This window comes from Ramlibacter albus, assembly GCF_014297445.1.
Classification (GTDB): domain Bacteria; phylum Pseudomonadota; class Gammaproteobacteria; order Burkholderiales; family Burkholderiaceae_C; genus Ramlibacter; species Ramlibacter albus.
Genome location: NZ_JACORU010000001.1, coordinates 1,350,626 through 1,372,468, shown reverse-complemented (window position 1 = coordinate 1,372,468; position 21,843 = coordinate 1,350,626). Strand labels below are relative to the sequence as shown.

22 protein-coding genes are annotated in these 21,843 nt (G+C 68.2%); 6 read left to right on the top strand and 16 right to left on the bottom strand.

The genetic code is table 11. From position 1 onward, the window contains the following. Positions 1-2: 2 nt before the first annotated feature. Genes H8R02_RS06385 through H8R02_RS06360 form a run of 6 tightly spaced genes read right to left on the bottom strand, consistent with a single transcriptional unit; the run spans position 3 to position 5,579 of the window. Positions 3-488 (bottom strand): LPS-assembly lipoprotein LptE, encoded by a 486-nt coding sequence (locus H8R02_RS06385; RefSeq protein ID WP_187080473.1) that lies wholly within the window; start codon positions 486-488, stop codon positions 3-5. Further along, on the bottom strand, positions 488-3,103 hold the full coding sequence (leuS, locus tag H8R02_RS06380; protein WP_187080472.1) for a leucine--tRNA ligase: 2,616 nt from the start codon (positions 3,101-3,103) through the stop codon (positions 488-490). Before leuS ends, H8R02_RS06385 begins: the two co-directional genes overlap by 1 nt. Positions 3,104-3,149: 46 nt before the next feature. Then, positions 3,150-3,566: an ExbD/TolR family protein gene (locus H8R02_RS06375; protein ID WP_187080471.1), complete on the bottom strand. Its 417-nt coding sequence runs from the start codon at positions 3,564-3,566 to the stop codon at positions 3,150-3,152. Between the two features lie 3 nt (positions 3,567-3,569). Beyond that, the gene (locus tag H8R02_RS06370; RefSeq protein WP_187080470.1) at positions 3,570-4,223 is read right to left on the bottom strand and encodes a MotA/TolQ/ExbB proton channel family protein; all 654 of its coding nucleotides are present in this window, start codon (positions 4,221-4,223) and stop codon (positions 3,570-3,572) included. Continuing rightward, complete coding sequence (dapB, locus tag H8R02_RS06365; protein ID WP_187080469.1) at positions 4,220-5,035, bottom strand: 4-hydroxy-tetrahydrodipicolinate reductase; 816 nt, start codon at positions 5,033-5,035, stop codon at positions 4,220-4,222. Before dapB ends, H8R02_RS06370 begins: the two co-directional genes overlap by 4 nt. Before the next feature lie 10 nt (positions 5,036-5,045). Then, a complete protein-coding gene (locus H8R02_RS06360; protein WP_187080468.1) occupies positions 5,046-5,579 on the bottom strand; it encodes an outer membrane protein assembly factor BamE in 534 nt (177 codons plus the stop codon). Between the two features lie 48 nt (positions 5,580-5,627). Here H8R02_RS06360 and fur point away from each other — a divergent pair, with 48 nt between their 5' ends. Continuing rightward, on the top strand, positions 5,628-6,059 hold the full coding sequence (fur, locus tag H8R02_RS06355) for a ferric iron uptake transcriptional regulator (protein ID WP_187080467.1): 432 nt from the start codon (positions 5,628-5,630) through the stop codon (positions 6,057-6,059). Here fur and hprK read toward each other — a convergent pair. From hprK to H8R02_RS06330, 5 genes are all read right to left on the bottom strand, one after another. Continuing rightward, on the bottom strand, positions 6,056-7,006 hold the full coding sequence (gene hprK, locus H8R02_RS06350) for an HPr(Ser) kinase/phosphatase (RefSeq protein WP_187080466.1): 951 nt from the start codon (positions 7,004-7,006) through the stop codon (positions 6,056-6,058). The genes fur and hprK overlap by 4 nt on opposite strands. Before the next feature lie 13 nt (positions 7,007-7,019). Continuing rightward, on the bottom strand, positions 7,020-7,487 hold the full coding sequence (locus tag H8R02_RS06345) for a PTS sugar transporter subunit IIA (protein WP_187080627.1): 468 nt from the start codon (positions 7,485-7,487) through the stop codon (positions 7,020-7,022). Positions 7,488-7,571: 84 nt separating this feature from the next. Continuing rightward, positions 7,572-7,901: a ribosome hibernation-promoting factor, HPF/YfiA family gene (gene hpf / locus H8R02_RS06340; RefSeq protein ID WP_187080465.1), complete on the bottom strand. Its 330-nt coding sequence runs from the start codon at positions 7,899-7,901 to the stop codon at positions 7,572-7,574. Between the two features lie 241 nt (positions 7,902-8,142). Further along, positions 8,143-8,310 (bottom strand): hypothetical protein, encoded by a 168-nt coding sequence (locus H8R02_RS06335; RefSeq protein ID WP_187080464.1) that lies wholly within the window; start codon positions 8,308-8,310, stop codon positions 8,143-8,145. 20 nt (positions 8,311-8,330) lie between these two features. Then, a complete protein-coding gene (locus H8R02_RS06330; protein WP_187080463.1) occupies positions 8,331-8,519 on the bottom strand; it encodes a hypothetical protein in 189 nt (62 codons plus the stop codon). 156 nt (positions 8,520-8,675) lie between these two features. On the opposite strand from H8R02_RS06330, the gene H8R02_RS06325 reads away from it, so the two are divergent. From H8R02_RS06325 to H8R02_RS06310, 4 genes are all read left to right on the top strand, one after another. Beyond that, a complete protein-coding gene (locus H8R02_RS06325; RefSeq protein ID WP_187080462.1) occupies positions 8,676-9,866 on the top strand; it encodes a patatin-like phospholipase family protein in 1,191 nt (396 codons plus the stop codon). A gap of 7 nt (positions 9,867-9,873) precedes the next feature. Continuing rightward, complete coding sequence (locus H8R02_RS06320) at positions 9,874-10,566, top strand: methyltransferase domain-containing protein (RefSeq protein ID WP_187080461.1); 693 nt, start codon at positions 9,874-9,876, stop codon at positions 10,564-10,566. A gap of 141 nt (positions 10,567-10,707) precedes the next feature. Continuing rightward, complete coding sequence (locus H8R02_RS06315; RefSeq protein ID WP_187080460.1) at positions 10,708-11,697, top strand: magnesium and cobalt transport protein CorA; 990 nt, start codon at positions 10,708-10,710, stop codon at positions 11,695-11,697. Then, complete coding sequence (locus H8R02_RS06310; RefSeq protein WP_187080459.1) at positions 11,685-12,341, top strand: PA4824 family protein; 657 nt, start codon at positions 11,685-11,687, stop codon at positions 12,339-12,341. Before H8R02_RS06315 ends, H8R02_RS06310 begins: the two co-directional genes overlap by 13 nt. 6 nt (positions 12,342-12,347) lie before the next feature. Here the strand turns inward: H8R02_RS06310 and H8R02_RS06305 are convergent, their stop codons facing one another. From H8R02_RS06305 to H8R02_RS06295, 3 genes are read right to left on the bottom strand one after another with little or no spacing between them, the layout of a single operon-like run. After that, positions 12,348-15,449: an efflux RND transporter permease subunit gene (locus H8R02_RS06305; protein ID WP_187080458.1), complete on the bottom strand. Its 3,102-nt coding sequence runs from the start codon at positions 15,447-15,449 to the stop codon at positions 12,348-12,350. After that, entirely contained in the window at positions 15,446-16,606 is a 1,161-nt protein-coding gene (locus H8R02_RS06300; RefSeq protein WP_187080457.1) for an efflux RND transporter periplasmic adaptor subunit, read from the bottom strand. The genes H8R02_RS06305 and H8R02_RS06300 overlap by 4 nt, the downstream gene beginning before the upstream one ends. A 10-nt stretch (positions 16,607-16,616) precedes the next feature. Next, positions 16,617-17,873, bottom strand: a complete 1,257-nt coding sequence (locus H8R02_RS06295) for a TolC family protein (RefSeq protein ID WP_187080456.1) — start codon at positions 17,871-17,873, stop codon at positions 16,617-16,619. 132 nt (positions 17,874-18,005) lie between these two features. Between H8R02_RS06295 and H8R02_RS06290 the strand changes: the two genes are divergently transcribed. Continuing rightward, positions 18,006-19,523: a caspase family protein gene (locus H8R02_RS06290; RefSeq protein WP_187080455.1), complete on the top strand. Its 1,518-nt coding sequence runs from the start codon at positions 18,006-18,008 to the stop codon at positions 19,521-19,523. Here the strand turns inward: H8R02_RS06290 and H8R02_RS06285 are convergent. Both H8R02_RS06285 and H8R02_RS06280 read right to left on the bottom strand, forming a co-directional pair. Next, positions 19,520-20,188, bottom strand: coding sequence for a 5'-methylthioadenosine/adenosylhomocysteine nucleosidase (locus tag H8R02_RS06285; protein WP_435531262.1), 669 nt, complete (start codon positions 20,186-20,188; stop codon positions 19,520-19,522). The two genes, H8R02_RS06290 and H8R02_RS06285, sit on opposite strands and share 4 nt — an antisense overlap. Before the next feature lie 31 nt (positions 20,189-20,219). Further along, a complete protein-coding gene (locus H8R02_RS06280) occupies positions 20,220-21,812 on the bottom strand; it encodes an ABC transporter substrate-binding protein (RefSeq protein ID WP_187080453.1) in 1,593 nt (530 codons plus the stop codon). Positions 21,813-21,843: the final 31 nt, after the last annotated feature.

Genomic DNA, 21,843 nt, shown 5'->3' with positions numbered 1-21,843 from the left:
GATCAGATGACTTTGATCGCTGCCAGGCGGCGCATCAGCTGCTGCACCAGGTCGGTCTGCATCTCGCGATACAGGAGGTTCTCTTCCGCTTCCTTCGACAGCACCGCCGATTCGCTGAAGCTGATGTCGCGCTGCTGCAGCAGCTCGGTGGGCGGCACCAGCTCCTTGCCGCCGGGCGTGCGCAAGCGGAAGCGCAGCCGCGTGCGCAACTGGAACTCGCGCACCTGCCCGCTGGCGTTCAGGCCGACGACCACTTTCTCGCGGCGTTCGTCGAGCACGTCGAGCACCACCTGCGCGGTGGTGGCCTGCGCGTCCGGCAACACCGTGACCTGGCCCGTGGAGCCGATCGTGCGCTTCAGCTCGTTGCCGATCGGCGAGGCGCTGGTGACGTACAGCGTGTTGAATACGAACGTGGGCGGCTGGCGCAGCTGGAAGCCGCAGCCGGAGAGGGCCGCCGCGCTTGCCAGCATGAAGAAGCGTCGCCTCATCAAATCACGACGTTCACGAGCCGGCCGGGCACCACGATCACCTTCTTCGGCGTCGCGCCACCACCATGCTTGGCGAACGGCTCGCTCGCCACGGCGATCTTCTCGATCTCACCCTTGTCCGCGCCCGCCGGCACGAAGATCGAACCGCGGTGCTTGCCGTTGACCTGCAGCACCAGCTCGATCTCGTCCTGCTTCAGCGCGTCCTCGTCCACGCGCGGCCAGGGCGCGTCGAGCAGGTCGCCGTGCGCGGCCGCGTAGCCCAGCGCCTGCCACTGCGCATGCGCGACGTGCGGCGTCACCGGGTACAGCACGCGCAGCAGGATCCCGAAGCCCTCGCGCAGCGCCATGTCGGCACCGGCGTCGCCATGCGCCTTGAAGTCTTCCAGCGCATTGAGCATCTTCATCGCGCCGGAGACCACGGTGTTGTATTGCATGCGCTGGTAGTCGTAGTCCACCTGGCGCAGCACGGTGTGGATCTCGCGGCGCAGTGCCTGCGCCTGCTTGCCGAACGCAGTGGCACCCACCGGCGCGGACTGCGACAGCTTGTGCCCGAACGCCCACACGCGGCGCAGGAACCGGTACGAGCCCTCGAGCGCCGCGTCGTTCCACTCCAGCGTGGCTTCCGGCGGCGCCGTGAACATCGTGTACAGGCGCGCGGTGTCCGCGCCGTACTTCTCGATCAGGTCCTGCGGGTCCACGCCGTTGTTCTTGGACTTGGACATCGTGGTCCAGCCTTCGTACGTCACGGGCTGGCCGTCGGCCTTCGACTTCGCCGAGATCACCTTCGCATGCTCGTCGCGCTCGATGTCCAGCTCGTGCGCCCAGTAGTAGTGCTTGCCGGTGTCGACGCGGTAGAACGCTTCGTTGAGCACCATGCCTTGAGTGAGCAACTTGGTGAAGGGCTCGTCGATCTTCACCAGGCCCATGTCGCGCATCACCTTGGTCCAGAAGCGCGCGTACAGCAGGTGCAGGATGGCGTGCTCGATGCCGCCGATGTACTGGTCCATCGGCATCCAGTACTGCGTGCCCTCGGCCACCATCTTCTGGTCGTTGGTGCGGTCGCAATAGCGCATGAAGTACCAAGACGAATCCACGAAGGTGTCCATCGTGTCCGTCTCGCGCCGCGCCGGCTTGCCGCAAATGGGGCAACTGCACTGGAGGAAGTCCTCGCGCTTGTTCAGCGGGTTGCCGCTGCCGTCGGGCACGCAGTCCTGCGGCAGCACGACGGGCAGGTCCTTCTCCGGCACCGGCACGGCGCCGTGCTCGTCGCAGTGGATGATCGGGATCGGCGTGCCCCAGTAGCGCTGGCGGCTGATGCCCCAGTCGCGCAGGCGCCAGGTGACCTTCTTCTCGCCGAGGCCCTTCTCCGCGAGCTTGTGCGCGACCGCCTCCACGGCTTCCTTGTAGCCGAACCCGCTGAAGATGTCGGAGTTGATGGTGACGCCGCGCTCCTTGTCGGCGTACCAGTCGTGCCATTCCTTGTAGTCGTAGCGCTCGCCCTCGACGTGGATCACCTGCATGATCGGCAGGCGGTACTTCATCGCAAACTCGAAGTCGCGCTCGTCGTGGCCCGGCACGCCCATCACGGCGCCGTCGCCGTAGGTCATGAGCACGTAGTTGCCCACCCACACGGGCACCTCTTCATTCGTGAACGGGTGGATCACGGTCAGGCCGGTGTCCATGCCTTCCTTCTCGCGCAGCGCGAGTTCGGCCTCGGTGGTGCCGCCCTTCTTGCAGTCCTCGATGAACTGCGCCAGGCCGGGGTTGGTCTTCGCGGCCTGCTGCGCGATCGGGTGCTCGGGCGCCACGGCCGCGAAGGTCACGCCCATGATCGTGTCCGCGCGCGTGGTGAACACGTACATGCGGCCGCCGCCGATGAGCTCGCCGCTGTCGTCCTTGATCGTGTGCGGGAACGCGAAGCGCACGCCCTCGCTGCGGCCGATCCAGTTCTCCTGCATCAGCTTCACGCGCTCGGGCCAGCCGGGCAGCTTGTGCTGCACGTGGTCCAGAAGCTCCTGCGCGTAGTCGGTGATCTTCAGGTAGTAGCCGGGAATCTCGCGCTTCTCGACGACGGCGCCGGTGCGCCAGCCCTTGCCGTCGATGACCTGCTCGTTGGCCAGCACGGTCATGTCCACCGGGTCCCAGTTGACGATCTGGGTCTTGCGGTAGGCGATGCCCTTTTCCAGCATCTTCAGGAACAGCCACTGGTTCCACTTGTAGTAGCTCGGGTCGCACGTCGCCACCTCGCGAGACCAGTCGATGGCCAGCCCCATCGCCTGCATCTGCTTCTTCATGTAGGCGATGTTTTCGTACGTCCACTTGGCGGGCGGCACCTTGTTCTTCAACGCCGCGTTCTCCGCCGGCAGGCCGAAGGCGTCCCAGCCCATGGGCATGAGCACGTTGTAGCCGTTCATGCGCAGGTACCGCGTCAACATGTCGTTGATGGTGTAGTTGCGCACGTGCCCCATGTGCAGCTTGCCCGAGGGGTAGGGCAGCATCGAGCAGGCGTAGAACTTCTTCTTGCGCGGGTCCTCCACGACCCGGTAGGCGTCGCGCGCCGTCCAGTCGGCCTGCGCGGCCTGCTCGACCTCGAGGTGGTTGTACTTGTCTTGCATGATGGGGAAATTGTAGGGGGCGGGCCCCTTCTTCCCCGGGGGTCGGCTATTTGGCGGGTTCGGCGACGAAACCGATGCGGTTCAGCCCGGCTTTCTGGGCGATCCCCATCACTTCCACGATGCGCCCGTAGGAGACGGCGGTGTCCCCGCGCAGCTGCACCTCGGTGTCCGGGTTCTCCTTGGCCGCCGCCGCCAGCCCCTTGGCGAGCTGCTGGGCGTCCACCGGCTTGTCATTGAGGAAGATCACGCCGGCCTTGTCCACGCCCACGGACACGAACTTCGGCACCTCGCCGGACTTCGCGCCCTCGGCCTTGGGCAGTTCCAGCCGCAGGGAGCTGGCCAACAGGGGCGCGGTGATGATGAAGATGACCACCAGCACCAGCATCACGTCCACCAGCGGCGTGACGTTGATGTCGCTCATGGGCTGCGGGCCCTGGGTCCTTTCCAGCCGCCCGAACGCCATGGCCTAGACCCCCTCGCCCACGGAATGGGTCAAAAGCTCGCGCAGGTCCCGCGCGAAGCCTTCCAGGTCCGCCTCGATCCGGCCGATCACGCGGCCGTAAATGTTGTAACCCAGTACCGCGGGGATGGCGACCGCCAGGCCGGCGGCCGTCATGATCAGCGCCTCGCCGACCGGGCCGGAGACCTTGTCGATGCTGATCTGGCCCGCGCTCGCGATGCCGGTGAGCGCGTGGTAGATGCCCCAGACCGTGCCCAGCAGCCCGACGAAGGGCGCGGTGGACCCCACGGTGGCCAGCAGCACCTGCCCGAACTGCAGCTTGTCCAGCACCTTGTGCAGCGCGTCGCGCAGCACGCGCGTGAGCTGCTGCGACTTGTCCGCGGCGGCCGCGAGCGAGCCGGGCATCTGCTGCTGCGTCGCCTCGATCAGCGGCAGCACGAGCTTCTCGCGGTCGAAGGCGCCCACCTTCTGCTGCGCGTCGGCCAGGTCCGCCGACTGCCAGAACGCCGCCGTGCTGCGCGCCACGTCGCCGCTGGCGCGCTTGAGCAGCCAGCCTTTCCACAGCAGCACGACCCAGCTGGCGACCGACATGGCCAGCAGCAGCAACGCCACGATCTGCGTGACCGCATCCCCTTGCTGGAACAAGGACGCCAGCGTCATTTCAAGCCGAGGACATCGAACATGTCGAACAGGCCGTTCTTCTTGTCGGCCAGGAAGCGCACCGCGCGCAGGCTGCCCTGCGCATAGGTGGCGCGGCTGGCGGCCTTGTGCGTGATCTCGATGCGCTCGCCGGTGCCGGCGAACAGCACCGTGTGGTCGCCCACGACGTCCCCGCCGCGGATGGCCGAGAAGCCGATGGACATGGCGTCGCGCTCGCCCGTGTCGCCGTGGCGGCCGAACACGCCGTGCTTCTTGAGGTCGCGGCCGAGCGCTTGCGCGATCACCTCGCCCATCTTGAGGGCCGTGCCCGAGGGCGCATCCACCTTGTGGCGGTGGTGCGCCTCGATGATCTCGATGTCGTAGCCGGTGGAAAGGGCCTTGGCCGCCATCTCCAGCAGCTTCATCGTGACGTTGACGCCCACGCTCATGTTGGGCGCCATGACGATGGCGATGTCGCGCGCGGCGTCGGCGATCTGCGCCTTCTGCGCCTCCGTGAATCCGGTGGTGCCGATCACCATCTTCACGCCCCGCTCGCGGCAGGCGGCCACGTGCTTCATCGTGCCCTCGGGGCGCGTGAAGTCGATCAGCACCTGCGCGTTCGCGAGCGCCGCTTTCACGTCCGCGGACACCGGCACGCCGCTGGCGGTGCCGAGGAAGGCGGCGGCGTCGTTGCCGATGGCGGGGCTGGACGGCTGGTCCATCGCGCCGGCCAGCACGCAGTCGTCCGCGTGCGTGAGCGCCTCGATGAGCATGTGGCCCATGCGGCCGGACGCACCGGCCACGGCCACCCTGGAACGGTTGGTTTGCGCCATGGCGCTGTCCTTAGCGAGCCGGCGGCTCGAGCGGCGGGTAGTTCGCGGGGGCGGGCACCGCGGCCGGCGGCGTGGCCGCGGCGGCGGGCTTGTCGGTTTCGTAGCGCTTGAGCTGCTCGGGCGTGGCCTCCAGCGGCGGCACCTTGCCGGCCTTGCGCTTGTCGAGCGCGGCGACGAATTCGGCCTCGCTGGGCATGGTGTCGCCCTCGAAGCGATCGAGCGCGTCGCCCTTGAAGAACACGGTGAGCTTGCGCTGCTGCGGCTCCACGCCCTGGCGCTTGAGCGTGAACACGTAGTCCCAGCGGTCGGCGTGGAACAGGCTGGTGACCAGCGGCGTGCCGAGCACCTCGCGCACCTGCTGGCGGCTGATGCCGGGCTTGAGCGCCTCCACCTGCTCGCGCGAGACGAAGTTGCCCTGCACGACCTCCACCTTGTACGGCGTGATCATGCCGGCGATGCGGTTGCTGGCGCTGTCGAGGCTGCCGCAGCCGGCCACGAACGCGCAGGCGGTGGCGGCGAGGAGGAACACGGGGCGGACAGGCATGGGAAACGTCGGCGATATGATTCGGGGGCATTGTAGCGGCACCCCCCAATGGCCAACATCGACGAACTCAAGAGCACCGGCCTGAAGGCCACGCTGCCGCGCCTGAAGATCCTGGACGTCTTCCACAAGGGCGCGCAGCGCCACATGACGGCGGAGGACGTGTTCCGCGTGCTGCTGGAAGAGCGGTCCGACATCGGGCTGGCCACCGTGTACCGCGTGCTCACGCAGTTCGAGCAGGCGGGCATCCTCTCGCGCAGCCACTTCGACAACGGCAAGGCCGTCTACGAGCTCAACGAGGGCACCCACCACGACCACCTCGTGTGCCTGGACTGCGGGCGCGTCGAGGAGTTCTACGATCCCGAGATCGAGCGGCTGCAGAACGACGTGGCGAAGCTCAAGGGGTTCGAGATCGCCGACCATGCGCTTTCCTTGTATGCGCACTGCACCAAGGAAAATTGCCCGCACCGGCCGAAACGTTAGCCGCCTTTCTCCATCGCGCGGCGGTGCCGCTCAACGAACTCCTGGTAGGTATCCACACCCCGCAGCTGCAGGATGGTGTTGCGCACCGCGGCTTCCACCAGCACGGCGATGTTGCGGCCGGCCACGACGGGGATCACGGCCTTGCGCACGGGCACGCCCAGCACGTCCTGCGTGAGCGGCTCGTAGGGCAGGCGCTCGTACTCGCGCTCCATCGTCTCGCGCCGCACGAGGTGAACGATCAGGCGCAGCCGCATCTTCCGCCGCACGGCCGTCTCGCCGAAGATGGCGCGGATGTCCAGCAGGCCGATGCCGCGCACCTCCAGCAGGTTCTGCAGCAGCTCGGGGCAGCGGCCCTCGATGGTGGTCTGGTTGACGCGGTACAAGTCCACCGCGTCGTCGGCCACGAGGCCGTTGCCGCGGGTGATCAGCTCCAGGCCCAGCTCGCTCTTGCCGAGGCCCGATTCGCCCGTGATGAGCACGCCCAGCCCCAGGATGTCCATGAAGACGCCGTGCATCGACGTGCGCTCGGCAAAGTGCTTGGACAGGTAGGCGCGCAGCACGTCGATGACGAACGCCGACGGCTCGTGCGTCGCGAACATCGGGATCTGCGCCCGCTCGCACATCGACAGCAGCGCATCGGGCGCGGCCTGCCCGTCGGTGAGCACCAGCACCGGCGGCTCGAGCGTGACGATGCGCGCGATGCGGCGGGCGCAGTCCTCCTGCGTGGCATTTGTGAGGTAGGCCACCTCGCGCTCGCCGAGGATCTGCACCCGGTACGGGTGGATGTAGTTGAGGTAGCCGACAAGGTCCGCGCCGGAACGCGCCGCACGCACGGCCACTTCGTCGAAGCGGCGCTCGGACGCGCCCAGGCCCGCGACCCACTCCCACTTGAGCGTGGCGCGGTGGTCTTCGAACAGGACGTCGGCGCTGACGACGGTGGGTTTCAAGCGCTTCTACAGCTCAGGAAGGTTGCGACGATTGCCAGTTGGCAATGAGCCCGTGCAGCTCCGCCGCCGACGCCGCGCCGCGCACCTTCTCGCGCAGCGGCGCGTCCGACAGCAGCTCGGCGATCTCGGACAGGATCTCCAGGTGCTTCTGCGTCGCCGCCTCGGGCACCAGCAGGAAGATCAGCAGGTTGACCGGCTGCTCGTCGGGCGCGTCGAAACCAATGGGGCTGGCCAGCTGGAAGAGCGCCGCCATCGGCGCCTTCAGGCCCTTGATGCGCCCGTGCGGGATGGCCACGCCATGGCCGAGCCCGGTCGAGCCGAGGCGCTCGCGCGCGAACAGGCTGTCCGTGATGAGCGCGCGCGAGAGGCCATGCAGGTTCTCGAACAAGAGCCCCGCTTCCTCGAAAGCGCGCTTCTTGCTGGTGGCGTCGACGCCCACCAGGACCTGGGCGGGCGGAAGGATGGACGCGAGGCGGTTCATGGCTTGCAAAAGGCAATTATGCGACACAGACGAAACAAGGCGCCCGGAGGGCGCCTTGTGCCTGGGTCGCGCTTCGCGCGGGGTTCACATCACGCGCTTGGCGGCCTCGTGGTGATGGTCCTGCATGCGGGTCTTGTGCTTGCCGACCTGCCGGTCGAGCTTGTCGACCAGCTCGTCGACGGCGGCGTAGAGGTCTTCATGCGAGCTCTCGGCGAACAGGTCGTCGCCCTTCACGTGGATCTTGCATTCGGCGCGTTGCCTTCGTTCCTTCTCCTTCTGCTTCACGACGGTCAGCAGGACCTTGATGTCCACAACCTGGTCAAAGTGGCGGGTGATTCGATCGAGCTTGGTGGTCACGTAATTGCGCAAGGCCGGTGTTACTTCGAGGTGGTGACCGCTGATCGTCAAGTTCATGAGTAGCCTCCTTAGTGCTCTCGGTCGGGGGAAGGCCGCCCAGTGAAGGTAGGGCGGCTTGGGGGGAGAACTTGCATCGCTTGCGATTCACTATGCCGACGCCGCCTGGAAAACGCAATTGATTTCCGTCAATCGCACTGCAGCAATGTGCAACGTTTGCCCAATGGGATTTCCGGAGCGAGAATGCAGAAGGCCGTCGCATGCGACGGCCTTCGTTCTGCAGCCTCTGCTGTATGGGCGCTCAGCGCGCTTGCCATGCAGCCGCGTAGTTCACGGGTGTCCAGCCGCCGAAGCGCGGGTGGGCTTTCGCACCCGGGCGCTCGACGTTGGCATGCTCGATACGGTCCGCGCGCGGCTTGTCGCGGGGCGTGTCGTGGTAGCGGTTGGTCGTCTTGGGCTCTTTGTTCATGATGCTCTTTCAATAGGGGCTCAGCTGCCGCTGTCGCCGTTGCTGTTCTTCTGGGGCTCCTGCGCGGCGGGCTTTTCGCCGTGCCGGCTGATGAACGGCCACGCATGGCTGCGTGTGCGCCGCGCATCCAGCGGGGCTCCCTTGCCTTCCGCCTGTGCGGGCCGCCAGGCCGTTCGGCTGGCGTTCGGATCGGACGCGAGCTGGATCATCAGGAAACTCCTTGGGACGAGCTCAATTTAGGGGCCCCTCCTCGACTGTTGTGTCGGACGGCTCGGCTCGGGCTTGTAGGAAATGTCCTGCCTCAGCCTTGAGATTGGCGGCGAGCTCTTCCGTAGACGACATTCGCGCCGTAACATGGCTGAGCCATGAGCCTTGGAACGATCATCCATGCCGGCCTGACCCGCCCCACGCGCACGATCGTCGCGCTGGTGCTGATGGGCGGGGGCGCGCGCACTGCGTACCAGGTGGGCGTGCTGCAGGCGATGGCGTCCATGCTCAAGCTGCAGACCAACCGCAAGCAGGACTTCCCGTTCCAGGTGATGGTGGGCACGTCGGCCGGCGCGCTCAATGCGGCCTTCCTCGCGAGCACCGCGAGCACCGGGCTCGATGCATTCGAGAAGCTCTCGGGCTTCTGGGCCAAGCTGCATTGCGAGGACGTGTACCGCCTCGAAGTGTCCCCATGGGTGCAGTTCAGCCGGCTCGTCGCCGCCGTCAAGCTGTGGGGCAACGCGCGCAAGCACGGCGCGATCCTGGACAACATGCCGCTCGTGGACACGCTGCATCGCACGATCTCGCTGGCGGGCATCGAGGCCGCGTTCGAGAGCAAGGCCATCGAAGCGATCGCGGTCACGGCGTCGAGCTACACGAGCGGCGTGCACTGGACCTTCTGCCACACCGCGCGCGACGAGAAGCAGAAGGCCTGGAACCGGCCCGGTCGGCGCGCGGAATTCCAGCCGCTGACCATCGAGCACCTGATGGCGTCCAGCGCCATCCCCTTCCTCTTCCCGTCGACACCGCTGTGGGTCGACGGCCACCGCGAATTCTTCGGCGACGGCTCGATGCGGCAGGTCTCGCCGCTCTCGCCGGCCGTGCACCTGGGCGCGCACAAGGTGCTCGTCGTCGGCGTGGGCCAGCCGCAGCGCTCCGGCATGCTGGGCAGCGGGCAGCCGGGCGAGCCCACGATGGGCGGTATCGCAGGCCATGCAATGGCGAGCGTGTTCCACGACACACTCCAGGCCGACGTGGAGCAGACGCAGCGCCTCGCGCGCACGCTCAAGGAGCTGCCGCGCGAGATCGCTGCGGTGCTGCCCTACCGCCCGATCGAAGTGCTGGCGATGCAGCCGACGCAATCGCTCGACGCGGTGGCGCAGGCCCACGTGCGCGAGTTGCCCAAGACCGTGCGCCGCGCGCTCGGCGGGCTGGGCGCGATGCGCAACGGCGGCGGCGCGCTGGCGAGCTACCTGCTCTTCGAGCCCGGCTTCGTGCAGGAGCTCGTCAAGCTGGGCGAGCAGGATGCGTACGCCCGCAAGGAAGAACTGCTCGCTTTCTTTGGTTAGGGACCGCATGCACGACACCGCCATCGACAACGGCAAGGCCTTCTTCGACACCTACCTCGTCCCGGGCACGCGCCCGCGGCTTCTCGACATCGGCGCGCTCGACGTCAACGGCTCGCTGCGCGCGGTGTGCCCCAAGGGCGTGGAATACATCGGCGTGGACTTCGCGCAGGGCCCCGGCGTGGACGTCGTGCTCACCGACCCGTACGCCCTGCCCTTTCCCGACAAGCATGCCGACGTGATCGTCACCTCGTCGTGCTTCGAGCACTCCGAGATGTTCTGGGTGCTCTTCATCGAGCTGCTGCGCGTGCTCAAGCCGCACGGCCTGCTGTACCTGAACGCGCCTTCCAACGGCGCGTTCCACCGCTACCCGGTCGATTGCTGGCGCTTCTACCCCGACAGCGGCCGCGCCCTCGTGACGTGGGCGAAGCGCTGCGGCCTGAAACCGGCGCTCCTCGAGTCGTACATCAGCGGCCAGAGCCCGCACAACCCCTGGGGCTGGAACGACTTCGTCGCGGTGTTCGTGAAGGACGAGGCGCACGCCGGCATCTACCCGCGCCGCATCCTGCAGGCCAAGCAGGACGTCTTCAACGGCGTGCTCTACGGGCTGGACGGGTTCGTGAAGTTCTTCAACCAGTCGGAAGACATGCGCAAGCTCCGAGCCTCGGGCGCGCATCCGCAGGCACAGCTGCCTGTGGAGTGAGTGATAATCGCCGCACCCCCACTACCGGAGCCATCTCCTTGGAAACCTACCCTAGTCGGTAGCTTTCGACGCCCGTGACCCGCGGTGCGTTGGAAGCCACCATTCCCGCACCCCCGATAGAAGAAGTCACGGAGCAGGAGCATGCTCAACATCTTTACGCTCGCCAACGGCCGGCTCTTCCAGGAAGAGATCGAGTCGCTCGAGGAGCTGTCGAAGTTCCAGCCGATCTGGGTGGACCTGGAGTCCCCCAGCGTCGAGGAAAAGCGCTGGATCAAGCAGTACTACGGCCTGTCCATCCCCGAGGATGCGATGGACGAGGACATCGAGGAGTCCGCCCGCTTCTACGAAGAGGACAACGGCGACCTCCACATCCGCAGCGACTTCCTGGTCGCCGGCGACGACGAGCCGCGCACCGTGCGCGTGGCCTTCATCCTGAACCTGCAGAACCGCGAGGCCAAGAGCCACAACGTGCTGTTCTCGATCCACGACGAGGACGTGCCCGTGTTCCGCCTGCTGCGGCTGCGCGCGCGGCGCGCCCCCGGCCTCATCGAGGACGCGAAGGAGGTGCTGCTCAAGCTCTTCGACGCCGACGCCGAATACTCGGCCGACACGCTCGAAGGCATCTACGACGAGCTCGAGAAGGTGAGCAAGCAGGTGCTGGCCGGCGAGGTGACCGACGAGCTCGCCGGCGAGGTGCTGGGCGAGATCGCGCGGCAGGAGGACCTGAACGGCCGCATCCGCCGCAACATGATGGACACGCGCCGCGCCGTGAGCTTCATGATGCGCAGCCGCATGCTGACCGCGGAGCAGTTCGAGGAGTCGCGGCAGCTCCTGCGCGACATCGAGTCGCTGGACAGCCACACGGCCTTCCTGTTCGACAAGATCAACTTCCTGATGGATGCGACGGTCGGTTTCATCAACATCAACCAGAACAAGATCATCAAGATCTTCTCGGTGGCCAGCGTGGCGCTGCTGCCGCCGACGCTGGTGGCGAGCCTCTACGGCATGAACCTGCAGTTCCCCGAGATCCAGCTGCTCGGGCACGCGGCGTACCCGTATGTGCTGGGGCTGATGGCGGGCAGCGCGCTGATCCCGATGTGGTACTTCAGGAAGCGCGGGTGGCTGAAGTGAGGCAAGGCCTTGCCGCGGCGCTCGCGCTTGCGGCCTGCAACGCCATGGCGGCGGGCGGGCACCATGCGGTCGACGACGCGGCCATCCTCGAGCCGGCCCAGTGCGAGCTGGAGACGTGGGTGATGCGCACGCGCTCCGGCGAGAGGCTGCTGCACGCGGGGCCCGGCTGCCGCGTCGGCCCGGTGGAACTGTCCGCCACGCTCGACCGCGAGCGCGCCGACGGCGCGTGGGCGGGCGCGCACTCGGTCCAGGTGAAGTCCGTGGTCGCCCTCACGCGCGAGTGGACGGTCGGCGCATCGGCCACGCCGTTCTGGCGGCCCGCCGGCGAGCGCGGCACGGGCGTGTTGCTGCTGGCGACGTGGGTGCGCGGGGCGTGGACGGCGCACTTCAACATCGGCCACGACTTCATCCGCGGTAGTGGCGGTACACCGAGGTCGGGCGCCAGCGTCGAGTACGCGTTCGACACACGCTGGTCGGCCGTTGGCGAGCGCTACGTCGAGTCGCGCGGGCACTACGCGCGCGCCGGCATGCGCTGGCAGGTCACGCCCACGTGGAACCTCGACCTCAGCCACGCGGCGCTGCTGCGGGGCAGCGGCGCATCGAGCTGGACCTTCGGCTCGACCTGGCAGTTCGACCGCCGCTGAAGCGCCTCAGGCCTCGGTCTCCTCGCGCGCGCGCACCGGCGCGGGCGCTGCACGCCGCCGCGCGACGAGCGCCACGTACAGCACGGGCAGCACGACCAGCGTCAGCAGCGTGGCGGTGATCAGCCCGCCGATCACGACGATGGCCAGCGGCCGCTGCGTCTCGGAGCCGATGTCGTGCGACAGCGCCATGGGCAGCAGGCCCAGCGCCGCAAGCATGGCCGTCATCAGCACCGTGCGCAGCCGCTGCATGGAGCCGAGCTTCACCGCGTCCAGCACGCCATGCCCCGCGTTCTGCAACTGCTGGTACACGGTGAGCATCACCACCCCGTTGAGCACGGCCTGCCCCGACAGCGCGATGAAGCCGATGGCGGCGGACACCGACAGCGGGATGCCGAAGGCCCACAGCGCGACGAAGCCGCCGATGAGCGCAAGCGGCACGTTCAGCAGGATCAGGCCGGCGAGCGTCACCGACTTGAAGGCGTCGAACAGCAGGACGAAGATGAGCAGCAGCGAAATCGGCACCACCACCGACAGGCGCTTCATCGCGCGCTCCTGGTTCTCGAACTCGCCGGACCACGTGAGCGTGTAGCCTTCGGGCAGCTTCACCTCCTGCGCCACGCGCGCCTGCATGTCCTTGACGACCGAACCCATGTCGCGGTCCTTGATGAAGATGCCGATCGCCATCATGCGGCGGCCCGCCTCGCGCGCGATGTTCATCGCGCCGCTCACCTCGCGGATGGTCGCCACGCTGCCCAGCTGCGCATAGCCGCCGTCGGGCGTGGGGATCAGCGTCTGCGGCAGCGCCACCAGCGCGCGGCGCGCCTCCGGCAGCCGCACGGTGACGGCGAACTTGCGCTCGCCCTCCCACAGGCTCGTCGCCGCCTTGCCGGCGAGCGCCGCCTCGATGACGTCCTGCACGTCCTGCACGTTCAGGCCGAGCCGCGCCGCGCGGTCGCGGTCGATGTCGATGACGAGCTGCGGCAGGTCGCCGAGGCGGTCGATCTCGGCGCGGTAGACGCCCGGCACCTGCTTGATCGAGCGCTCGATGGCCTCCATGGTTCGCTTGAGTTCTACGAGGTCATCCCCCGCGAGCTTGATGACGATCTGGCCGTCGATCTGCGAGATCGATTCCAGCACGTTGTCGCGGATCGGCTGGGAGAAGCTCGGCTCCATGCCCGGGATCGCCGAGACGGCGCGGTCCATCTCGTCGACGAGCTGCTCGCGCGTGACATCCTTGCGCCACTGCTCCGCCGGCTTCATGCCGACGAACACCTCGCCCATGCTGATGGTCTTGGGGTCGGTGCCGTCCTCGGGCTGGCCTGCCTTGGAGACGACCGTGGCGACTTCGGGGATCGTGAGCAGCGCCTTGCGAACGTTGCGCATCATGCGTGCGGCTTCGTCGTTGGACACGCTCGTGGGCAGGCGCACGTTCACCCACAGCGTGCCTTCGTTGAGTTCCGGCAGGAACTCGGAGCCGAGCTGCGAAGCCGCGAGCAGGCCGACCGCGAACGCGCCAAGCGCGATCGCCATCACCTTGCGGCGCTTTTCCAGGGCCCATTCGAGCACGGGTTCGTACAGGCGCTTGCTCGTGGCGACCACGCGGTTGTCGTGGTGCGGCAGCTTGCGGCGCAGCATCCAGTACGCCAGCAGCGGCACCAGCGTGAGCGAGAAGACGAGCGAGCCCACGAGCGCGGTCGACACCGACAGCGCCATCGGCTGGAAGATGCGGCCCTCGTGCCGCTGCAGCGCGAAGATGGGGATGTGCGCCGCGATGATGATCAGCATCGAGAACAGCGTGGGCCGCCCCACCTCGTTCGCCGCCTTCACGATCACGGCCTTGCGCTCGCCGTCGTCCATGGCCTCGCGCTTTTCGGCCAGGCGGTGCATGACGTTCTCGATGACGATCACCGCGCCGTCCACGATGATGCCGAAGTCCATGGCGCCCAGCGACAGCAGGTTGGCGGGCACGCCCATGATCTTCAGGCCGAGGAAGGTGGCCAGCAGCGCGAGAGGGATCACCACTACCACCGCGAGGCTTGCCCGCAGATTCGACAGGAACAGGTACAGCACCAGCGACACGAGCAGCGCGCCCTCGACGAGGTTGCGGAACACGGTCGACAGCGTCTTGCCCATCAGCCACGTGCGGTCGTAGAACGGCTCGACCTGCACGCCCTTGGGCAGCACGCGCGCATTGAGCTGCGCGATCTTCGCCTTCACGCCCTGCAGCACCACGCTCGGGTTCTCGCCCTTGCGCATGACGATGATGCCCGTGACCACGTCGTCGTCGTCGTCCTGCCCCACCGTGCCCAGGCGCGGCACCGCGCCCACCTTCACCTGCGCGACGTCGCGCACGAGGATGGGCGTGCCGTTGCGCGCGGCCACCACGATGCGGCCGATGTCCTCCGCCGACTGCAGCAGGCCGATGCCGCGGATGGCGTACTGCTGCGCGCCCTGCGCGACGTAGCTGCCGCCCGCGTTGGAGTTGCCGCGGCCCAGGGCGTCCAGCAGGTTCTGGAAAGTGAGCTTGGTCGCGCGCAGCTTGTCGAGGTCGGGCTGCACCTCGTACTGCTTGATGAAGCCGCCCATCGCGACCACGTCCGCGACGCCGGGCACCTGCCGCAATGCGCGCTCGACGGTCCAGTCCTCGATCGTGCGCAGGTCGGTGGTGGTGTAGCCGTCGCCGCGCAGCCGGTAGCGCATGATCTCGCCCACCGGCGTGGCGTTGGGCGCGATGTTGGCTTCGACACCGGGCGGCAGGTCCACGCCGCGCAGGCGCTCGTTGACCTGCGCGCGCACCGTCGCCACGTCGGCCTTGTCGTCGTAGGTGACGACGGTGAACGACAGGCCGAACTGCGTGTGCGAGAACACGCGGATGGAATTGGGCAGGCCCGACAGCGCCACCTCCAGCGGCAGCGTCACCTGTTTCTCGACCTCCTCCGCCGCGCGGCCCGGGTAGAGCGCAATGACGGTCACCTGCGTGTCGGTCACATCGGGAAAGGCCTCGACCGAGAGGTTCGAGAAAGCCACCACGCCCGCCAGCGCGAACAGCAAAGTGCCGAGCACCACGAACAGCGGCTGGTGCACCGCGAAATGGATGATGCGCTTCATGGCGCGGAAGCCGGTTTCGCGGTTTCCTGCGCGGTGCGGTACTGGCGCGCGAGCAGCAGTACGTTCTCGCCGACGACGAGTTCACCGGCTTCCAGGCCCTGCTTCACCAGCACTTCCTTCGGGCCTTGCCAGCCCAGCACCACTTCGCGCGGCTCGAACGCGCCGGGCTGCACCTGCACCATCACGAAGTGCTTCGCGCCGCGCAGCGACACGGCCTGCGCCGGCACGAGCACGCCCGAGCCGACGGAGCGCTCCACGCGCGCCGTGGCCAGCATCTCGGCCTTCAGCTTGCGGTCCGGGTTGGCGATGACGCCGCGGACCTTGATCGTGCGCGTGGCGGGGTCGATGTAGTCGGCCGCGGCGGTGACCTTGCCTTCGAACTTCTGGTTGGGCAGCGCCGGCACGGAGAGCTCGAAGGTCGCGCCGGGGCGCAGCGTATCGGCCTCGGATTCGCGGGCGTCGATCATCACCCACAGCGTCGTCGGGTCGCTGATCACGAACAGGGGCGGCACGCCGGGCCCCATCTGCTCCGGCCGCAGCTCCTGCCCCGGCGTGAGGTTGCGCTCGACCACCGTGCCCGCGATGCCCGCGGTGAGGGCTAGGGCCTGGTTGACGGACACGCCACCGCCGTAGAGCCGCGTGCGCGCCGCGGCACGCTGCACCTCCGCCTGCGAGCGCGCCGCGTCGGCTTCGGCCTGGTCGAGGTCCTTGCGCGCGATGATGCCGGCATCGAACAGCTCGCGCTGGCGCGCCAGCGCCTTCTGCGAGAGCGATGCGTCGGCGTGCGCCTTGGCGGCGTCGGCCTGCGCCGCGCCGAAGTCGGGCGATGCGAGCTGCGCGAGCACCGCGCCGGGCTTGACGGGCTGGCCGAGGTCCACCGCGATGCGGCTCACGCGGCCTGCGAACGCGGGATAGATGCGCTGGGTGCGGTCTTCGTTCCACACGATGCGCGCCGGCAGGTCCACGCTGATCGCGCGTGCGGGCGCCGCCGCGACGAGGCCGAACTGCGCGAGGTGCGGGTGCTTCGTCGGGAACTGGAACTGGTTGCCCACCAGCTTCGGCTGGGCCGCTTCCGCGGGCACTTCGGCTTCGCGGCAACCCGCAAGCAGCATCGCGCCGACAAGGGCGGCGCAAGTGAGGGAGGTCAGGATCTTCATCTCGGTCGGTTCAGTCTTCGTCGCGCGTGCTGCGCAGCCGCCAGGCGGCCAGCGCCTTCGCGTGGTCCGCGCGCGCGGCGATCTCTTCCAGCAGCACGCCGCGCAAGGTGCGGCGCGCATCGATCAGTTCGGCCAGCGGCATCGCGCCGCGTGCGTGGGCGAGTTCGGCCATCTGCGCCACCTGCCGTGCGCGCGGCACGATGGCCTCGTGGTACGTGCCCGCGCGCTGCGCGCTCGCATCGAGGTCGGCCAGCAGGCGCTGGCTGTCCGCAGCCGCCGCGGCCGACACCTTGTCCAGCTGGTCCTGCGCTGCGGCGAGCTGGGCCTGCGCGCGGCCGATCTCGCCCTGGTAGTCGTAGCCGCCCAGCACGCCCGCGAGCGGCAGGGACACGCGCAGCTCCAGCTGGCGGTTCGAGGTGCCGGGGAAGTGGTCCACCGAGCCGCCGACCGTCACGTCGTTGCGGCGCAGTGCCTGCGCGAGGGCGAGTGCGGCACGCGCGGCTTCGACGCGGTGCTGCGCTGCCTGCACGTCCGCGCGCGTTGCCGTGGCGCTGCCTTGCGCCGGGGCAGCTTCCAGCGTGGGCCACGCCTCCTGCGCCGCCACGGGCATGGGCAGGCGCGTGAGCTGCGCCAGTGCGAGCGCGGCACGCGCTGCGTCGGCTTGCGCCGAGCGATGGTCCGCCGCGGCTCGCCGGGCCTCGATCTCGGTACGCGCCACTTCCTGCTGCGACGTGTCGCCCGCGCGCTGGCGCCGCGTGGAAGTGTCGGCCAGCTGCGCGGCGCCGGCCGCGAGCGCATCCATCTGCCGGGCCCGCTCCTGCGCGGCCAGCAGGTCGTAGAACGCATTGGCAGCGGCCAGTTGCTGCTGCGTGCGCGCTTCGCGCAGGTCCGCCTGCGCCGCCTGCGCCGCCCATTGCGCGGCCTGCGTGCGCAGCTCGCGCTTGTTGCCGCGCTCCCAGGTCCAGTCGGCGCCGATCGACTTGTCGATGCGCTTGTCCCGCAGCACGTTGCCGGGGCCGATCCCGTTTTGCAGGTCGATGGACGCGGCCTTGGCGGACAGCACGGGCGCGGGTGCGTGGTTCGCGGCCGCGATGTCGGCCTGCGCAGCGGCTGCCGCGCGGGTCGCCAGCAAGACGTCAGCATTCCCGCGCGCGGCGGCCAGCACCTGCGCGAGCGTGAGTCCCTGCACCTGGGGCTGGGCCCAGGCGAGAGGCACGAAGAGAAGAAGGGCACACGCGGCTGCGCGTGCGGCGGCACGGATCGGCATGCCGCGTTTATCGCGTGCGGGCACTGACGCGCCACTGACCCGCGCGCTAAGTGATTCCGCTACGCGGCGGGTCAGGTCCGGGTCAGGACGGCCTCCATGGACGCACGGGAACGCGCGCCCTATGCTTGCGCCATGCACATCCCACCGCTCCCGCGGCTGCTCGTGGCCGGCGTCCTCTGCGTCTGCTGCGCACGCGCGCAGGCTCCGGAAGACCTGCGGCTCGCGCTCGTGATCGGCAACGCCGCGTACACCGATGCGCCACCCCTGGCCAACCCGCGGAACGATGCGGGTGCCATGGCCGACACATTGCGCGGCCTGGGCTTCGACGTGGAACTGCTGCAGGATGCGGACCGCGACCAGATGACGGCTGCGATCGGTCGCACCGCGCAGCGGCTGCAGGGCAAGCGTGGCGTCGGGATGCTTTATTACGCCGGCCATGGGTTGCAACTCGACTGGCGCAACTACATGGTGCCCACGGACGCACGGCTGGCCACGGCCGCCGACGTGCCGGCGCGCGCTGTCGACGTCGCGACCGTTCTCGATGCCTTCCGCCGCGCCAGCAACCGGATGAACATCGTCGTTCTCGACGCCTGCCGCGACAACCCATTCGCGCAGGCGGCCTCCGGCAAAGGCCTCGCCCAGCTCGACGCGCCCCCCGGTACGTTGCTGGCGTATGCGACGGCGCCAGGCAATGTCGCATCCGACGGCGACGGCCGGCACGGCCTGTACACGCAGCACCTGCTGCAGGAGCTCGTGAAGCCGCAGTCGCGCATCGAGGACGTCTTCAAGCGCACGCGGTATGCGGTGCGGCGCGCCTCGGGCGGCAGCCAGGTGCCGTGGGAAGTGACCAGCCTGGAAGAGGACTTCATGTTCAATGCCGGCACCATCGCCGCGGTGCCGCAGCCGGATGCGCGGGCGCGCGAGCAGGCCTACGCGCGGGAGGCGGCCGAATGGGCGCGCGTCAAGTCGCAGCCGACCATCGAGACGCTCTACAACTTCCTCTCGATGTTCCCCACCGGCAGCTTCAACGAAATCGCGCGGCTGAAGCTGGACGAATTGCAGGCGCCGAAGGTGCAGGCCCAGGCGGCGGCGGACGGCACACGCGAGTCCGAGTTCATGACCCGGTGGCGCGACGGCGACCGCTACGAAGTCGTCACGCGCGACGGCCTGAACGGCGCCGAGATGTCGCGCAGCACCTACGAAATCCGCGAGCTGCCCGGCGGCGAGTTCCGCACGGTGACGCTTGCCGGCGCCGCGTACGACGTGCGGCTGCTGCGCTCCGGCCACATCATCCAGGACCGGCTGGGCACCTACGACCCGCCCATCCCCGCCATTCCCGGCTCCGCATTCATCGTCGGCAACCGCGCTGCGGGGCGCTCCGTCGTCAGCGAACCTGGCAGCAGGATCCCCATCGATTTCACTGCGCGCATCGTGGGCCGGGAAACGATCGACACCGCCTTCGGGCCGCTGCAGACCTATCGCGTCGAAAGCGCGGCGCTCAGCGAGACGGGCGTACGCGTCAATTCGACCTCCTGGTACGACCCCGCATGGGGGCAGGCGGTGCGCACGCGAACCGAAGTGCGCCAGCGCGGCACCGGGGCGCCCGACATCCGGGTGCGCGACGTCGTCGCGCGCTCCCGCAAGGGCTAGCCGAGAAAGGCCTCGACGATCGCCGCCGAGTGCCCGCTCGCGACATCGCGAACGAACAACAGGAAGTCCACGTGCGCGGCGTCGTCGGCGCGGTCGGAGATCGTGCGCACGGCCGCGAACGGCACGCCGTAGTCGTGGCACACCTGCGCGATCGCGGCGCCTTCCATTTCGACGGCCAGCGCATCGGGCAATGCGGATTGCAAGGCGCGGCTCTCTGCGCTGGTCGCGACGAACCGGTCACCACTGATGACGAGCCCGCGATGCAGCTTCGCATCCGGCAGCGCCCTGCGCGCCGCGTCGGCCAGCTGCTGCGTGAGCGAAGCATCCGTCGCAAACCGGCTCATGCCGTACAGCGGCACTTCGTACTTCGGGAAAATCGGCGACGCATCCAGATCGTGCTGCAGGAAGCTTTCCGCCACCACCACGTCGCCCACGTTGACGCCCGGCGCGATGCCGCCCGCCACGCCCGTGAACACGATGCGGTCCACCTTGAACCGCTCGATCAGCACCGCAGCGGTGGTCGCCGCGGCCACCTTGCCGATGCGCGCCAATACGGCCACCACCTCGCGCCCATGCAAATGGCCGTCGAAGAACTCGCGTCCCCCGACGGCCACCTTGTGCTCGTCCGGCATCAGCGCGAGCACGGAGGAAAGCTCCTCCTGCATCGCGCTGACGATGGCGGTCTTCAAGTTGCGCTTACTTGATGTCCACGCCGTAGAAGTTGTGGCGCCCGAAGGGCGACAGCTTGAAGTCGATCACTTCCTTGCGCACCGGCTTGAGCTGCACGGCGTGCGCGAGCGTGAGCCACGGCTCCTGCTGCTTGAAGATCACCTGCGCCTGCTTGTACAGCGCGTCGCGCTCGGCGGGCTTGGTCACCGTCTTGGCCTTGAGCACCAGGTCCTCGAAGGGCTGGTGGCAGAACTTGGCCACGTTGGAGCCGTTGGTCTTCGCGGAGTCGCAGCCCAGCAGCGTGTGCAGGAAGTTGTCCGGGTCGCCGTTGTCGCCCGTCCAGCCCAGCATGCCCATCTGGTGCTCGCCGGCCTGCATGCGCTTGCGGTACTCGCCCCACTCGAAGGTCTTGATCTCGGCCTTGATGCCCACCTTGGCCAGGTCCGCCTGCATCAGCTCGGCGATGCGCTTGGCGTTCGGGTTGTAGGGGCGCTGCACCGGCATGGCCCACAGGTCGGTGGTGAAGCCGTCCTTGTGGCCCGCTTCGGCCAGCAGCTTCTTCGCGCCCTCGGGGTCGTACGGCGTGTCCTTGATGTCGTTGTTGTACGCGGCCATCGTCGGCGGGATCGGGTTCTTCGCGATCACGCCGGTGCCGAGGTACACGCCGTCGATGATGGCCTTGCGGTTGATCGCCATGCTCACGGCCTTGCGCACGCGCACGTCGTCGAAGGGCTTCTTCGTCACGTTGTACGCGAGGTAGCCGACGTTCAGGCCCGGTTGCTCGAGGATGGTGACGTTGGCGTCCTTCTTCATCGCCTCCAGGTCGGCCGGGTTCGGGTACGGCATCACGTGGCACTCGCCCTTCTGCAGCTTGGCCCAGCGCACGGACGCGTCCGGCGTGATCGAGTACACGAGGTCGTCGATCTTCGCCTTGCCGGCCCAGTACTGCGGGAAGGCCTTGTAGCGGATGACGGCGTCCTTCTGGTACTGCACCAGGTAGAACGGGCCCGTGCCGATCGGCTCCTGGTCCACCTTGTCGGGGGTGCCGGCCTTGAGCATCGCGTCCGCGTATTCCTTGGACTGGATCGCGGCGTAGGGCATCGCCAGGTTGGCGAGGAAAGGCGCCTCGGGCTTGTTCAGCGTGATCTTCACCGTGTAGGCGTCGACCTTCTCCACCGACTTCAGCAGCTTGGGCAGGCCCATGTCGTTGAAGTACGAGTGGTTGGAGCTCGTCACCTTGAAGTACGGGTCGCTCTCCTTCCACTGGCGCTCGAACGCGAAGATCACGTCGTCGGCGTTGAAGTCGCGCGTGGGCTTGAACGCGCGGTGGTTGTGCCACTTCACGCCCTTGCGCAGGTGGAAGGTGTAGGTCAGGCCGTCGGCGGAGATGTCCCACTTCTCGGCCAGGCCCGGCACGACCTTCGTGCCGCCGCGCTCGAACTCGACGATGCGGTTGTAGATGGGCTCGTTGCCGTCGAACGAGGTGCCGGTGGTGTTGACGCCCGGGTAGAAGTTCTCGGGGCTGCCTTCGGAGCAGAACACCAGCGTCTTGGCGCCGGCGCCGGCGGCGGCGGCGAGCGCCAGCGCGGCGATCGCGAAGTGCTTGCGGAATCGAATCATGCGTACTCCTGGATGAATGAGGGTCCCGGTC

Coding starts and splice junctions, on each gene's coding strand:
- H8R02_RS06285 (WP_435531262.1), bottom strand. CDS start 20,188: ATGCAGGAGGAGCTTTCCTCCGTGCTCGCGCTGATGCCGGACGAGCAC.
- H8R02_RS06345 (WP_187080627.1), bottom strand. CDS start 7,487: ATGAACCGCCTCGCGTCCATCCTTCCGCCCGCCCAGGTCCTGGTGGGC.
- H8R02_RS06330 (WP_187080463.1), bottom strand. CDS start 8,519: ATGATCCAGCTCGCGTCCGATCCGAACGCCAGCCGAACGGCCTGGCGG.
- hpf (WP_187080465.1), bottom strand. CDS start 7,901: ATGAACTTGACGATCAGCGGTCACCACCTCGAAGTAACACCGGCCTTG.
- H8R02_RS06360 (WP_187080468.1), bottom strand. CDS start 5,579: ATGCCTGTCCGCCCCGTGTTCCTCCTCGCCGCCACCGCCTGCGCGTTC.
- H8R02_RS06375 (WP_187080471.1), bottom strand. CDS start 3,566: ATGGCGTTCGGGCGGCTGGAAAGGACCCAGGGCCCGCAGCCCATGAGC.
- H8R02_RS06315 (WP_187080460.1), top strand. CDS start 10,708: ATGCTCAACATCTTTACGCTCGCCAACGGCCGGCTCTTCCAGGAAGAG.
- fur (WP_187080467.1), top strand. CDS start 5,628: ATGGCCAACATCGACGAACTCAAGAGCACCGGCCTGAAGGCCACGCTG.
- H8R02_RS06325 (WP_187080462.1), top strand. CDS start 8,676: ATGAGCCTTGGAACGATCATCCATGCCGGCCTGACCCGCCCCACGCGC.
- leuS (WP_187080472.1), bottom strand. CDS start 3,103: ATGCAAGACAAGTACAACCACCTCGAGGTCGAGCAGGCCGCGCAGGCC.
- H8R02_RS06305 (WP_187080458.1), bottom strand. CDS start 15,449: ATGAAGCGCATCATCCATTTCGCGGTGCACCAGCCGCTGTTCGTGGTG.
- H8R02_RS06280 (WP_187080453.1), bottom strand. CDS start 21,812: ATGATTCGATTCCGCAAGCACTTCGCGATCGCCGCGCTGGCGCTCGCC.
- H8R02_RS06335 (WP_187080464.1), bottom strand. CDS start 8,310: ATGAACAAAGAGCCCAAGACGACCAACCGCTACCACGACACGCCCCGC.
- H8R02_RS06370 (WP_187080470.1), bottom strand. CDS start 4,223: ATGACGCTGGCGTCCTTGTTCCAGCAAGGGGATGCGGTCACGCAGATC.
- H8R02_RS06385 (WP_187080473.1), bottom strand. CDS start 488: ATGAGGCGACGCTTCTTCATGCTGGCAAGCGCGGCGGCCCTCTCCGGC.
- dapB (WP_187080469.1), bottom strand. CDS start 5,035: ATGGCGCAAACCAACCGTTCCAGGGTGGCCGTGGCCGGTGCGTCCGGC.
- H8R02_RS06300 (WP_187080457.1), bottom strand. CDS start 16,606: ATGAAGATCCTGACCTCCCTCACTTGCGCCGCCCTTGTCGGCGCGATG.
- H8R02_RS06290 (WP_187080455.1), top strand. CDS start 18,006: ATGCACATCCCACCGCTCCCGCGGCTGCTCGTGGCCGGCGTCCTCTGC.
- H8R02_RS06320 (WP_187080461.1), top strand. CDS start 9,874: ATGCACGACACCGCCATCGACAACGGCAAGGCCTTCTTCGACACCTAC.
- H8R02_RS06295 (WP_187080456.1), bottom strand. CDS start 17,873: ATGCCGATCCGTGCCGCCGCACGCGCAGCCGCGTGTGCCCTTCTTCTC.